The 13,240-nt window shown below is 61.5% G+C and carries 9 protein-coding genes; 5 read left to right on the plus strand and 4 right to left on the minus strand.

The annotated features are described in order from the left end of the window. Positions 1-99 precede the first annotated feature (99 nt). Together PSH76_RS11750 and uvrA are read left to right on the plus strand one after the other, a co-directional pair. Positions 100-1,812: an ATP-binding protein gene (locus tag PSH76_RS11750; protein ID WP_098951154.1), complete on the plus strand. Its 1,713-nt coding sequence runs from the start codon at positions 100-102 to the stop codon at positions 1,810-1,812. After that, positions 1,809-4,352, plus strand: coding sequence for an excinuclease ABC subunit UvrA (uvrA, locus tag PSH76_RS11755; protein ID WP_305494125.1), 2,544 nt, complete (start codon positions 1,809-1,811; stop codon positions 4,350-4,352). Before PSH76_RS11750 ends, uvrA begins: the two co-directional genes overlap by 4 nt. An 80-nt stretch (positions 4,353-4,432) precedes the next feature. Here uvrA and tkt read toward each other — a convergent pair whose 3' ends face one another. Next, positions 4,433-6,490 carry a transketolase gene (gene tkt / locus PSH76_RS11760; RefSeq protein WP_305494126.1) on the minus strand — a complete coding sequence of 686 codons (2,058 nt, stop codon included), beginning with the start codon at positions 6,488-6,490 and terminating at the stop codon, positions 4,433-4,435. Between the two features lie 175 nt (positions 6,491-6,665). On the opposite strand from tkt, the gene PSH76_RS11765 reads away from it, so the two are divergent. Next, positions 6,666-6,890 carry a DUF465 domain-containing protein gene (locus tag PSH76_RS11765; RefSeq protein ID WP_014718181.1) on the plus strand — a complete coding sequence of 75 codons (225 nt, stop codon included), beginning with the start codon at positions 6,666-6,668 and terminating at the stop codon, positions 6,888-6,890. A gap of 680 nt (positions 6,891-7,570) precedes the next feature. Here PSH76_RS11765 and PSH76_RS11770 read toward each other — a convergent pair. Next, positions 7,571-8,938 (minus strand): VOC family protein, encoded by a 1,368-nt coding sequence (locus PSH76_RS11770; protein WP_305494127.1) that lies wholly within the window; start codon positions 8,936-8,938, stop codon positions 7,571-7,573. Positions 8,939-9,136: 198 nt separating this feature from the next. Here PSH76_RS11770 and PSH76_RS11775 point away from each other — a divergent pair, with 198 nt between their 5' ends. Beyond that, positions 9,137-11,773, plus strand: a complete 2,637-nt coding sequence (locus PSH76_RS11775) for a glucosidase (RefSeq protein WP_305494128.1) — start codon at positions 9,137-9,139, stop codon at positions 11,771-11,773. A gap of 191 nt (positions 11,774-11,964) precedes the next feature. Here PSH76_RS11775 and PSH76_RS11780 read toward each other — a convergent pair whose 3' ends face one another. Then, complete coding sequence (locus tag PSH76_RS11780) at positions 11,965-12,279, minus strand: SCP2 sterol-binding domain-containing protein (RefSeq protein WP_032896856.1); 315 nt, start codon at positions 12,277-12,279, stop codon at positions 11,965-11,967. A 56-nt stretch (positions 12,280-12,335) separates the two neighbouring features. Beyond that, entirely contained in the window at positions 12,336-13,046 is a 711-nt protein-coding gene (locus PSH76_RS11785) for a histidine phosphatase family protein (RefSeq protein ID WP_044274326.1), read from the minus strand. On the opposite strand from PSH76_RS11785, the gene PSH76_RS11790 reads away from it, so the two are divergent. Then, positions 13,020-13,232 carry a hypothetical protein gene (locus PSH76_RS11790; protein ID WP_138183563.1) on the plus strand — a complete coding sequence of 71 codons (213 nt, stop codon included), beginning with the start codon at positions 13,020-13,022 and terminating at the stop codon, positions 13,230-13,232. The genes PSH76_RS11785 and PSH76_RS11790 overlap by 27 nt on opposite strands. The last annotated feature ends 8 nt before the right edge of the window (positions 13,233-13,240 follow it).

The following is a 13,240-nucleotide window of genomic DNA, read 5'->3' on the forward strand; positions in this document are numbered from 1 at the left end:
TTCAGTAGTTTCTGTATTCCTGTGTATTCAAGATGAAACCATCCACCGCTGGCGCGCTCCAAAACTTGCGACTGTCTTGTCCCCGCACAGAGCCCAATCATGCAATTTTTATCCAACCCCCACGGCTGTGAAGGCTGGGCCGGCGAAATGGCCCAGCGGATTCGCACGTTTGACTGGTCCAGTACCGACCTTGGCCCCTTGGATCAGTGGTCCACGAGCCTGGCGTGCACCGTGCAAATGATGCTGGCCTCACCCGTGCCGATGGTGATGCTGTGGGGGCGGGCGGGGTACATGATCTACAACGACAGCTATTCGGTATTTGCCGGCGGGCGCCATCCCTACCTGTTGGGCACACCGGTAGAACTGGGCTGGCCGGAAGTGGCCGAGTTCAATCGACATGTGGTGGATACGTGCCTGGCGGGCGGCACCTTGTCGTTCAATAACAAGGAGCTGGTGTTATCGCGTCACGGCCAACCGGAAAGCGCGTGGCTGGACCTCTACTACAGCCCCGTGGCCGGGGACAACCAGCAGCCGGCCGGGGTGCTGGCGATTGTGGTGGAAACCACCGAGCTGGTGAAGTCCGAGCGGGTGCGCCAGGAGCTCACCCATAATCTGGAGCAACGCGTGGCCGCTGAAGTGCAGGCGCGGTCGGCCGCCGAAGACCAGTTGCGCCAGTCACAGAAGCTGGAAGCGATTGGCGGTCTGACCGGTGGCGTGGCCCATGACTTCAATAACTTGCTGCAAGTGATCGCCGGCAACCTGCATTTGCTCGCCCGGCATGAACCGGACAACCCCCAGGTGCAACGTCGCGTCACCGCCGCCATCGCCGCCGTGGAACGTGGGGCCAAGCTGTCCTCGCAATTGTTGGCCTTTGCCCGTCGCCAGCCCTTGTCGCCGGCGGTGTACAACCCGCAGCGCATCTACGCCGGCCTGGGCGAGCTGTTGCAACGGGCGCTGGGGGAAACCATTCATATCGACGTGCAACTGCCCCAGGATTCCTGGTGCATCAATGTCGACCGCAACCAGCTGGAAAATGCGCTGCTCAACCTGGCGATCAATGCCCGGGATGCCATGCAGGGCGAGGGCGTGATTCGTATCACCGGGGAAAACGTCATCCTCAACCCGGACGATTGCGTGGGTAAAAGCATCAAGCCCGGCGAGTACGTGCGCCTGGCAGTGGCCGACACCGGCGTGGGCATGTCCGAGGCAACCCTCAAGCGTGCATTCGAACCCTTCTTCACCACCAAGCGCGAAGGCCACGGCACCGGCCTGGGCCTGAGCATGGTGTTCGGTTTTGTGCGCCAAAGCGGCGGGCATGTGGACATGTGGAGCGAGGAGGGCAAGGGCTCGGTGGTGCAGATGTATTTTCCCCACTGCCTGGAGCCTGAATGCTTCGACGACGACAGTGATGCGGATCCGCAAGGCAGCGGCCAGGAAACCATCCTGGTGGTCGAGGACAATGAAGGCGTACGCCTGACGGTGGTCGAGTTGCTGCAGCAGTCGGGCTATACCGTACTGACCGCCGAGGATGGTGACCGCGCGATGCAAGTGTTGCAGCGCGGCGTGTCGCCGGACCTGATCTTTACCGACGTGGTGATGCCCGGCCGGGTCAAGAGCACCGACCTGGCCACTTGGGCCCGCGCACAGAACCCGCCGGTGCCGGTGCTGTTTACCTCCGGCCACACCCGCGACATTCTGTCTTCCAATCATCTGCTCAGCGCCGATATCCACCTGCTGAGCAAACCCTACAGCCCCGATGCCCTGACCCAACGCGTGCGCAGGGTGCTAAGCGCAAGACAAGGTTGCCCATGACATCACAGCGCAACATCCCGCCGCTCACCGCCCAGCAAACGGGCTTCGTCAGGGTGCGTGGCGCCCGTGAACATAACTTGCGTAATGTCGATGTGGATATTCCCCGGGACGCCCTGGTGGTGTTTACCGGCGTGTCTGGCTCCGGCAAGTCGTCCCTGGCGTTTTCTACCGTGTACGCCGAGGCCCAGCGCCGCTATTTCGAATCGGTGGCGCCCTATGCGCGGCGCCTGATCGACCAGGTCGGCGTGCCGGATGTAGACAGCATCGAAGGCTTGCCGCCTGCTGTGGCCCTGCAACAGCAACGCGGTACACCCAGTGCGCGCTCGTCGGTGGGCAGTGTCACAACCTTGTCGAGCTTGATCCGCATGCTCTACTCCCGCGCCGGCCGTTATCCGAAAGGGCAGGCCATGTTGTACGCCGAGGACTTCTCGCCGAACCTGCCTCAAGGCGCGTGCCCGCAATGCCATGGCCTGGGCCGTGTGTACGAAGTGACCGAGGCGCTGATGGTGCCCGATCCTTCGTTGACCATCCGCCAGCGTGCAGTGGCGTCCTGGCCGTTGGCGTGGCAGGGCCAGAACCTGCGCGACATCCTTGTGACCCTGGGCTATGACGTGGACATCCCATGGCGCGACTTGCCGAAAAAGCAGCGCGACTGGATCCTGTTCACCGAAGAAACCCCCACCGTACCGGTGTACGCCGGCTTCACCCCGCAACAGACCCGCGAGGCGTTGAAACGCAAGTTGGAGCCCAGTTACCAAGGCACCTTCAGCGGCGCCCGGCGCTATATCCTGCACACCTTCGCCCACACCCAAAGCGCGCTGATGAAAAAGCGTGTATCGCAGTTCATGCAAGGCAGTGCTTGCCCATTGTGCGAGGGCAAACGCCTGAACCAGGCGGCGCTGTCGGTGAAGTTTGCCGGGGTGGATATCGGCGAGTTATCGCAACTGTCCCTGGCCCAATTGGCTGACTTGCTGCGGCCGGTGGCAGCGGGGCAAGACACCATGAAGCTGTCGGAGGAAAAACGCCTGGCGGCCCAACGCATTGCCCAGGACTTGCTCGAGCGGGTCAATACGTTGATCGAGCTGGGCCTGGGTTATCTGTCCTTGGAGCGCAGCACGCCGACCTTGTCGTCCGGCGAGCTGCAGCGTCTGCGCCTGGCCACCCAATTGGGTTCGCAGTTGTTCGGCGTTATTTATGTGCTCGATGAGCCTTCGGCGGGTCTGCACCCGGCCGATGGCGAGGCATTGTTCACTGCGCTTGATCGCTTGAAAGCCGCAGGCAATTCGCTGTTTGTGGTGGAACATGATCTGGAAACCATGCGCCGCGCCGACTGGCTGATCGACGTGGGCCCGGCTGCCGGCGAGCATGGCGGGCAAGTGCTGTACAGCGGGCCGCCCGCAGGGTTGGCGGATGTCGAGGCCTCGCAGACCCGCGAATACCTGTTTGCCCAACCTGGCCCGACCAATGCGCCAAGCCGCGAGCCGGCCGGGTGGCTGAAGCTGGAGGGCGTGACGCGAAACAACCTGAACAATTTGAACGTGGATTTCCCGCTGGGCTGTTTCACCGCGGTGACGGGAGTTTCCGGCTCGGGCAAATCCAGCCTGGTCAGCCAGGCGCTGTTGGAGTTGGTGGGCACGGGCCTGGGGGGCGTGCTGGAAAGCGACGACGAACCGAGCCTGGAGGATGCCGCACCGCAAGCCAGTGGCGGGCGCATCAGCGCCGGGCTGGAACACATCCAGCGCCTGGTGCAGGTGGACCAGAAGCCCATCGGCCGCACGCCGCGCTCCAACCTGGCGACCTACACCGGGCTGTTCGACAACGTGCGCAAACTGTTCGCCGCCACGCCAGCGGCCAGGAAGCGCGACTACGATGCCGGGCAGTTCTCCTTCAACGTCGCCAAGGGCCGTTGCCCGAACTGTGAGGGTGAAGGTTTTGTCAGCGTTGAATTGCTGTTCATGCCCAGCGTGTACGCGCCATGCCCGACCTGCCACGGCGCGCGCTATAACCCCGATACCCTGGCGATCAAATGGCAGGGCTTGAACATCGCCCAGGTGCTGGGGCTGACGGTGGAGCAGGCGGTGCAGGTGTTCGCCGAGCAACCGGGCATTCTGCGTTCGTTAGTCGTGCTGCGCGATATCGGCCTGGGTTATCTGCGCCTGGGGCAGCCGGCTACCGAGCTGTCCGGCGGTGAAGCCCAACGCATCAAGCTTGCTACCGAGCTGCAACGCAACGCCCGGGGCGCCACCTTGTATGTCTTGGACGAACCGACCACCGGCTTGCACCCCAAGGACGTCGATCGTTTGCTCAGCCAGTTGAATCACTTGGTGGAGGCAGGGCATACGGTGGTTGTGGTGGAGCATGAAATGCGCGTGGTGGCCCAGAGTGACTGGGTGATTGATATCGGCCCGGGGGCCGGGGACCTGGGCGGAACGGTGGTGGCGTGTGGCACGCCCCACCAGGTTGCCAAGAGCACACACAGCCGCACCGCGCCTTATCTAGCCTGTAGGAGCGAGCTTGCTCGCGAAAAACGTCAACGATAACGCGCGCTGCCTGAATGAACGCGGCGCCTTTGAGTTCCTCGCGAGCAAGCTCGCTCCTACAGGGGATTGTGGTGTTCCCCTTACATACGTTTGTTGTGCTGGATCTGCTCCTTGGCCAGCTTCACCACATTCTCCACGGTAAACCCGAACTTCTCCTGCAACTTGGCCAACGGGGCCGAGGCGCCGAAGCTGTTCATCACCACTTTGGCGCCGGTCTGCCCGACGTAGCGGTCCCACCCCAAGGGCCCTGCCTGTTCCACCACTACGCGGGCTTTCACCGCCGGTGGCAGGACGCTGTCGCGGTAGGCTTGATCCTGGTCTTCAAACAGCTCCCAGCTGGGCATCGACACCAAGCGAGCGCCAATGTCTTGGTCTTTGAGCTGCTCATACGCGGCCACCGCCAGGCTGACTTCGCTGCCGGTGGCGATCAGGATGACTTGCGGTTGATCCGCGCCGGCCAACACATAGGCACCTTTGGCCGCACCGGAGGCAGCGGCATAGTGGTTGCGGTCGAGGGTCGGCAGTGCCTGGCGCGATAACACCATACAGCTGGGCCGATGGGTTTGTGCCAGTGCCACCTTCCACAGTTCCAGGGTTTCATTGGCATCGCCTGGGCGCAGGGTCAACAGCCCCGGGGTGGCGCGCAATTGGGTCAGGTGTTCGATAGGTTGGTGTGTCGGCCCATCTTCGCCGACGCCGATGGAGTCATGGGTAAACACGAAGATCACCGGCAACTCCATGATCGCCGCCAGGCGGATCGGCGGTTTCATGTAGTCGCTGAACACCAGGAAGGTCGAGGTGTACGGGCGTAGGTAGGACAGCGCCATGCCATTGGCAATCGCGCCCATGGCGTGTTCGCGGATACCGAAGTGCAGGTTGCGCCCGCTGTAGTCATCGGCGCTGAAACGCCCGGCACCGTCGAAGGTGAGGTTGGTCTTGGTCGAGGGCGACAGGTCTGCCGAACCGCCCAGCAGCCAGGGGATCTGTTGGGCGAAGGCATTCAACACCTCGCCGCCCGAAGCGCGGCTGGCGACGCCTTTGGCATCGGCGGCAAAACTTGGCAGGTGTGTTTGCCATTGTTCGGGCATTTTCCCGGCGCGCATGCGTTGCAGTTCATCGGCCCGTTGCGGGTCGAGGGCCGCCAGGGTCTGGTTCCATTCGGCGTACAGCGGCTCGGCGCGTTCGTAAAGGGCGTCGCGCAACACTGTGCGAGCCTCTTCGGGCACCAGAAAACTTGAATCCTGCGGCCAGCCATAGGCGGCCTTGGTCAGGCGAATCTCGTCCTCGCCCAGTGGCTCGCCATGGGCCGCCGCGGTGTTGTGTTTGTGCGGTGAGCCGTAGCCGATCACGCTGTCCACCACGATCAAGGTGGGGGCGCCGGTATTGGCCTTGAAGGTTTCCAGCGCCACGCTCAACGCCTGCAAGTCATTGGCATCGGTGACGTGTACGGTGTGCCAGCCATAAGCCTGGAAGCGTTGGATCACGTCTTCACTGAACGCCAGCTCGGTGTGGCCCTCGATGCTGATGGTGTTGTTGTCGTAGATCCAGCACAGGTTATCGAGCTTCAAGTGCCCGGCCAGGGACGCGGCTTCGCTGCTGATGCCTTCCATCATGTCGCCGTCACCGCACAGGGTGTAGACATCGTAGTCAAACAGCACCTGGCCGTCGCGATTGAAGCGCTCAGCCAGCCAGCGCTCGGCCATGGCCATCCCTACGCTGTTGGCGCAGCCCTGGCCCAACGGGCCGGTGGTGGTTTCCACGCCGGTGGTCATGCGGTATTCGGGATGGCCTGGGGTCTTGGAGCCGATCTGCCGGAACTGCTTGATATCGTCCAGGCTGACGGCCGGCTGGCCCGAACGCTGGCCGTGGGCATCGATCTCCACCACGCCGGCCAAATGCAACAGCGAATACAGCAACATCGAGGCATGCCCCACCGACAGCACAAAACGGTCACGGTTGGGCCAGTCGGGATGCTCGGGGTGATAACGCAGGAAGCGACTCCACAACGTATAACCCACCGGCGCCAGGCCCATGGGCGTGCCCGGATGCCCCGAGTTGGCCTTCTGCACGGCATCCATGGCCAGGGTGCGCAGGGTATTGATGCATTGGGTGTCGGCAGCAGTGGCAACGTGATTCATAAAACCGTTCTCCCTGGGATGGCGATCTACAGTGGAGGGCAGGGTGGGGCAAAGGTTTGATCCTATCGTGTGCGCTGCGACGAACGGGAATGTATTGACCCCGAACATGACAAGACCGGTTGGAATGGGCTAGCTTCAAGGGCGTAGACCATCGATCAATCTGTGGAGGTACGCCATGCCAGTGAAACACGACCTGTATCAGGACTTGGGGTTGAGCAAGGAAGTTGTTCACGAACGCAGGGCGCAGGACAAACGGTTGGATGCGCTGCTCACTCAATACGACGACGCCGACGCTGAGGTGCTAAAAGCGGAAAAAGCCAGTGCCAGCGATGAGGATGTGGAAAAGCTGAAGAAGAAACGGCTATTGGTCAAAGACGAAATTGTGGGGCGGCTGGGTTGAGTAATCCCTCGTCATACATTTGGAATGTGCATATTTGTTCAGAATTGTCTGGAGGACAAGTGCCGTTTCACTCCTTATGATGCGCCCCGTCCACTCGGCTCTGGGGCTTGTTGCGACGCAAGGATTGCGTTGTTGAGCCGGGTGGGCATCCTCAGAATTCATGCAACACAGGGCTGAATCGGTCGGCTGCAAATGCTGCCTGTGGGAGCTGGCTTGCCTGCGATGGCGGCCTTCCAGCCAACGCCTATCCACCTGGCACCCCACAATCAAACTGTGTGCGGGCTTGCTCGCGAAGGCGGCCTGACAGGCGACACAGTTGGATTGTGTGTATATCCATTGCTGCGGTAACGGCCGCTTAGGGTTCCGCCCTGACGGCGGCTCACTTTTGAAAAGCGCAAAAGTAAGCAAAACGCTCTTGCCCCACCACTCGGCACCTCGCTTAGGCTCGGTGTGCCCGTAATCCGCCAGTGATTTGGGGGGCCGCCGCCACGCGCCATCCATGGCGCGGGGCGGCTAAACCGGCATCCCTGCCGGTTTACCCCCCAAATCCCTGTCGAATTCCGGCCAGCGTGGTTTAACGGGGCGCCTGAGATCAAGATCACGAGCAGATCAAGAGCCAGATCAAGAGCGACTCGCTTCGCATCGTGGTTACCATTAAGGCCGTGGCGCCTGGCGTTCAGTCATTTCAACAGCGTTTCAACGCATATATCCATAGAGCGCTGCTGCGTCTGCTGATACAACTGCAACTCATCAATCGTCCTGCGCCCCAGCGCCTGTTCGAAGGCCGCTCGGTTGGAGTTGCCCGCGTAGTGACTCTGCGCACCATCCCCCAGGTTTGACTGGAAAATCCCCGCCGCACTGACCGGCAGGAAATCCTCGTACACCAGCGGTTCCACCGCCACATGGCCGGCATTGACCATCGCCTCCAATGTGCGGGCCTGGCCGCGTGCTGCCAGGCCTTTGTCGGTGACGAAGTAGCGAAAATACGCCAAGCCCTGTTCGCGCATCTGCGGGTAGTTATCGGGGAAGGCCTGGAAGTGCTGTTCCATCAATTGCACATAGCGCTCAGCGTTGGCCTCAGTGGGAAACGCGCCGAGTTCATCGCGGGCGGCGTTCAGCAGTTGGTCGTACAGGGCGCGGCCTTTGGGCGTGAGCGCGACGCCGCGTTGTTCGATTTCGCCGAAACGCGCGCTGTGGCTGCCGTGGGCGTCGGTGAAGGCGATGGGTTCGTCCAGGGCCTTGAAGCTGGTCTGGCGCAGCAGGATCGGGCACTGGCGCCGGGGTGGGCCTTCGATCACGGCTTTGGGGGTGATGCCTTTGCCGGGCATGGCGGCCTGTACCTGGTCGATGTCCAGGGTGCGTGGGGTGAGGTGGTTGATGTGCGGGCCCTTGAACGCGACGACGTCGGCGATCAGGCGGTGCTGGTCGCTGAGTTGCTGGTACTGGGCGCCGGTGACCGTGGCAGTGTGGTGCCAGCGGAACGTCTCCAAGGCCTGGCGGATAAAGGCCTCGGCGTCGCTGGCATTCAAGCCGCCTTGGGTCTCTGCTTGTTCGATCAAGGCCAAGGCTTCGGCGGTGAAGACCGAGCGCTTGGCCAGGGCGTTTTCGGCGAAGGTGCGCAGGTCGGGGTTTTCGATCAGTTCCAGGCGCAGCAATGAGGTGAACACGCGAAACGGGCTGGTTTGCAGCGCGTGTTCATGTACGGCGCGAAAGGCGGTGGAGTGCACGGGCACGCCGGCGGGGGTGAGGTCGTAGTAGCCCACCGGTTGCATGCCCATCACCGCGAATAAACGGCTGATGGTTGCCAGTTCCGCAGCGGTGCCCAGGCGGATGGCGCCGTGGCGTTCCATGTCCAGGCGCTGGATTTCGCCGGTACGTTGCAGGTGGTGCGCCAGGGCCGGTTCGCTGTCGAGCACGCGGGCATTGGTCTCGGCCACCAACTCCAGCAGCGCGCCATACAAGGGCACTTCATCTCGATACATGTCGGACATGGCCTTTGAAAAGCCCTTGCGGATCTCATCGGGGCTGACATGGGCGGTGGCGTGCATAGAAAAATTCCTGATGACTGGAGCGATGAACGTGGCCTTTGCCTGATTTTGTTGAGCCGCCGGCTGGCTTGCAAACGAAGATTCCTCTGGACTTCATTCTGCAAATGAATGAGTTGACCCTGCGTCCAAGTCTTCATGTGCAAGCGGGCGTCATTGCGCTCTACACTGCGCCTCACTGTGTAGGTGAAGGAGGACCCGATGACGGCCAAACCCGCAACCAACCTGCTGGGCACCATTGAAGGCCAGCGCCTGGCAACGCAACACGCCGAGCGGTGGCGCGAGTGGGGCCCGTACTTGAGTGAACGCCAATGGGGCACGGTGCGCGAAGACTACAGCGCCGACGGCGACGCCTGGGCCTACTTCCCCCATGAGCATGCACGCAGCCGCGCCTATCGGTGGGGCGAGGACGGCTTGGCCGGTTTCAGTGACAAGGCCCAACGCTGGTGCCTGGGCCTTGCGTTGTGGAACGAGCGCGACGCAATCCTCAAGGAGCGCCTGTTCGGCCTCAACAACGCCGAAGGCAACCACGGTGAAGACGTCAAGGAACTGTACTTTTTCGTCGATGGCGTGCCGAGCCATGCCTACATGCGCATGCTCTACAAATACCCCCATGCGGCCTTTCCGTACGCCGACCTGATCGCCGAAAACGCCCGTCGTGGGTTGACGGATACCGAGTATGAAATCCTCGATACCGGTGTGTTTGCAGACAACCACTACTGCGACATCTGCGTCGAATATGCCAAGCATCAGCCCGACGATATCTTCATGCGCATCACCGTGCATAACCGTTCGGACCAACCCACACGCCTGCAGGTACTGCCCCAGCTCTGGGCGCGCAATGATTGGAGCTGGACCCTCGATGCACCCAAGCCCAGCTTGACGCTGGACGGTGAGCGCGTATTGGCCCTTCATCATGAACTCGATGATCGCCACCTCAGCGCCTGGGGCCAGGAGGGGGTGCAATGGCTGTTCTGTGAAAACCAGACCAACCGACCCAAACTGGACGGGCAACCGGCGCCGGGGCCGTTCAAGGATGGCATTAACGATTACGTGGTGGGCGGGGTTGAGTCGGCCATTCGCCGGGACGCGGGCACCAAAGTGGCCGCGCATTTCACCCTTGAACTGGCGGGCCAGGAAAGCAAAACCCTTTACCTGCGCTTTGCGCCTGTGGACGCGCCGGATGTCAATGCGCGCAAGCTGTTCGAACAGCGCTGCCAGGAGGCCGATGACTTCTACGCGGTCTTGCAGCAAGGCATCGCTGATGAAGATGCGCGCAATGTGCAACGCCAGGCCCTGGCAGGCCTGCTGTGGTCCAAGCAGTTGTACTATTTTGACGTGAACCAGTGGCTCGACGGTGACCCGGTCCAGCCCGTGCCACCGCCCGAGCGCTTGCACATCCGCAATACCCATTGGCGGCACCTGTCCAACTTCGACATCCTCTCCATGCCCGACACTTGGGAGTACCCGTGGTACGCCTCCTGGGATCAAGGTTTCCAGGCAGTGGCCATCGCGCTGATCGATCCTGGTTACGCCAAGCAACAGCTGTTGTTGCTGGTAAAGGACCGCTTCATGCACCCCAACGGCCAATTGCCGGCCTATGAATGGCGCTTTGACGACGCCAACCCGCCCGTGCATGCCTGGGCCAGCTGGCGCGTGTATCAGCAGGACAAGGCACTGACCGGCGTGGGTGACATGGATTTTCTGGAGCGGATCTTTCACAAACTGTTGTTGAATTTCTCCTGGTGGGTCAACCGCAAGGACGCCGAGGGCCGCAACCTGTTCCAGGGCGGTTTCCTGGGCCTGGACAACATCGCCTTGTTCGACCGCTCGGCCACGTTGCCGCCGGGCTACCAGTTGGACCAGGCCGACGGCACCGCCTGGGTGGCAGCCTATGCCCTGGACCTGATGCGCATTGGCCTGGAGCTGGCCAAGCGCAATGCGGTGTATGTGGACATTGCTGTGAAGTTTTTCGAGCATTTCCTCTACATCGCCGGCGCCATCAACCGCGTCGATGACAGCGCCGAAGGCTTGTGGGATGAACAGGACCAGTTTTTCTACGACGTGCTGCACCGCCCTGATGGCCAGAGCGAACCGGTGCGCCTGCGTTCCATCGTCGGCCTGATGCCATTGTTTGCCGTGCTGGTGCTGGAACAGCGCGAGCATGAAGGCCTGGAAGGCTTGCGCGAGCGCCTGCTGGGTTTTATGCATCATCGGCCGGACCTGGCCAAGCTGGTTTCGCGCTGGACCGAGCCGGGGCAGGGCAACCGCCTGTTGCTGGCGCTGCTGCGCGGTGAACGCACCAAGGATTTGCTGCGACGCATGCTCGATGACCAGGAATTCTTGTCGGCCTTTGGCGTGCGCGCCCTGTCCAAGGCCTTCGCTGAGCAGCCCCTGGCGTTGAAGATGAATGGCGACACCCTGTGCGCCAGTTACCAGCCCGGTGAATCCGACTCACGCCTCTACGGCGGCAACTCCAATTGGCGCGGGCCGCTGTGGATGCCGGTGAACTACATGCTGATTGAATCGTTGCGCGAGTTTCATCGCTATTACGCGGAGCATTTTTCCGTGGAGTACCCGACGGGCAGTGGGTATCTGGCGTCTTTGGAGGAGGTGGCTGACAGCCTCAGCGAGCGGCTGACGCGGTTGTTTCTCAGGGATGAAAACGGGGTGCGGCCGTCGATGGCGGGGTATGCGCAATTGCAGGAGGACCCGTCCAGTCGTGACCTGGTGTTGTTCCATGAATATTTTCATGGGGAGACAGGGCGAGGGTTGGGGGCTTCACACCAGACCGGCTGGAGTGCATTGGTGGCGTTACTGTTGCAACCAAAACCCTGAGCACCCCTGCGGATTTGCTTTTCTGTGGGAGCTGGCTTGCCTGCGATACAGGCGCCGCGGTGTGTCCGGAAAAGGGAGTGGATGCCATCGCAGGCAAGCCAGCTCCCACAGAGGGCTTTATTCACTGCGAGAATGCAGGCAAAAAAATCCCGCCTGGTGAGGCGGGATCAGCATTCAGGGTTGCCCTTGAATCAGGAAGGGAACAGCTCGCTCAGCTTCATCGCCAGCATCATGTCGCCTTCGGTGCGCAGCTTGCCGCCCATGAACGCTTGCATGCCGTCGGTGGAACCGTCGACGATGCCTTCCAGGGTCTCGCTGTCCATCACCAGGGTGACCTGAGCGTCAGGGTTTTCGCCTTCTTTAAGTTCGCAGGTCTCGTCCTTGACCACCAGCGAGAAATTCTTGCTGTCGTCGATACGGAAACCGAATACCAGGTCCAAGCCTACGGCAGCGCTTGGGTTGAATTTGGCTTTCATTGCTTCTACTGCTTTAGCTACGTCAGTCATGGTTTCGATCCTTAAGGGTAGAGTCCAGTGACCTTGGGGTCACGGTTGGCCGCAGTTCATCGGAAAGTGATGAGCTGCGGCGCCTTCAACAGTTGCAAGTGGGCATGACTGTTGAAGGAAGCCAGTGCCACCTCGCGACCACGGAACTTCAGTTGGTTGAGCGAGGTGTTAACAATTTGCCAGTTCATGTCGAAGGCCTGGGCGGCAGGCATTCGGGTAATCAGGTGGAGCAGGGCGGTGATGGTGCCGCCGGAGGTGAATACGGCGATTTTGTCGGTGTGGTTCGCGGCGTCAAGGATGCGCTGCAAGCCACCCTGGACCCGTTCGACAAACCCCAGCCAGCTTTCCAGCCCCGGCGGATCATAGGTGCCGGCCAGCCAGCGTTCGATGATCAGGGCGAAAATGCGCTGGAACTCGCTGCGGTTCTGCGGGCCATTGCGCAGGATGTGCACGGCATCCGGTTCACTGCCGAGCAGGTCGGGCAACAGGCCGCGAATAATCGCTTCGCCGTCGAACTCGTTGAACGCGCTGTCTGTTTCCAATGCTGGCACCGGCAAGCCCAGGGCGCGGTACTGATCGAACGTGGCGCTGGCGGTGTGCTGCTGGCGACGCAGGTCGCCGGCGATGCAGCGGTCAAAGGCAATGCCCAGGTCTGCCAGGTGGCGACCGAGCACTTGCGCTTGTTCCACGCCAACGGGCGAGAGGACGTCATAGTCGTCTGCACCGAAGGAGGCCTGGCCATGTCGAATCAGATAAATGCTGCCCACGTCCGTTTTCCCGGTACGTTGAAAGTCTGGCGAGGTTATGAGGATGCCTGCGAGCTGTCAATGAAAAAACATACGCTTGTTTTAAAAGCGCGTTGGAGCCCGCCTGCTGGCGGTTTGATCACTGGCTCCTTCGCGGTGGCGTCGGTATGCTGGGGCCATCCGCGCCTGGCGCAGTGCTTTTTTTAAGGAGACAT

The sequence above is a fragment of the Pseudomonas sp. FP215 genome, from assembly GCF_030687795.1.
Lineage (GTDB): Bacteria > Pseudomonadota > Gammaproteobacteria > Pseudomonadales > Pseudomonadaceae > Aquipseudomonas > Aquipseudomonas salmasensis.

Excerpts from the sequence above, each read along its gene's own strand:
- PSH76_RS11775 (WP_305494128.1), top strand. The coding sequence starts at position 9,137 with ATGACGGCCAAACCCGCAACCAACCTGCTGGGCACCATTGAAGGCCAG.
- tkt (WP_305494126.1), bottom strand. The coding sequence starts at position 6,490 with ATGAATCACGTTGCCACTGCTGCCGACACCCAATGCATCAATACCCTG.
- PSH76_RS11765 (WP_014718181.1), top strand. The coding sequence starts at position 6,666 with ATGCCAGTGAAACACGACCTGTATCAGGACTTGGGGTTGAGCAAGGAA.
- uvrA (WP_305494125.1), top strand. The coding sequence starts at position 1,809 with ATGACATCACAGCGCAACATCCCGCCGCTCACCGCCCAGCAAACGGGC.
- PSH76_RS11770 (WP_305494127.1), bottom strand. The coding sequence starts at position 8,938 with ATGCACGCCACCGCCCATGTCAGCCCCGATGAGATCCGCAAGGGCTTT.
- PSH76_RS11750 (WP_098951154.1), top strand. The coding sequence starts at position 100 with ATGCAATTTTTATCCAACCCCCACGGCTGTGAAGGCTGGGCCGGCGAA.
- PSH76_RS11790 (WP_138183563.1), top strand. The coding sequence starts at position 13,020 with ATGTCGAATCAGATAAATGCTGCCCACGTCCGTTTTCCCGGTACGTTG.
- PSH76_RS11780 (WP_032896856.1), bottom strand. The coding sequence starts at position 12,279 with ATGACTGACGTAGCTAAAGCAGTAGAAGCAATGAAAGCCAAATTCAAC.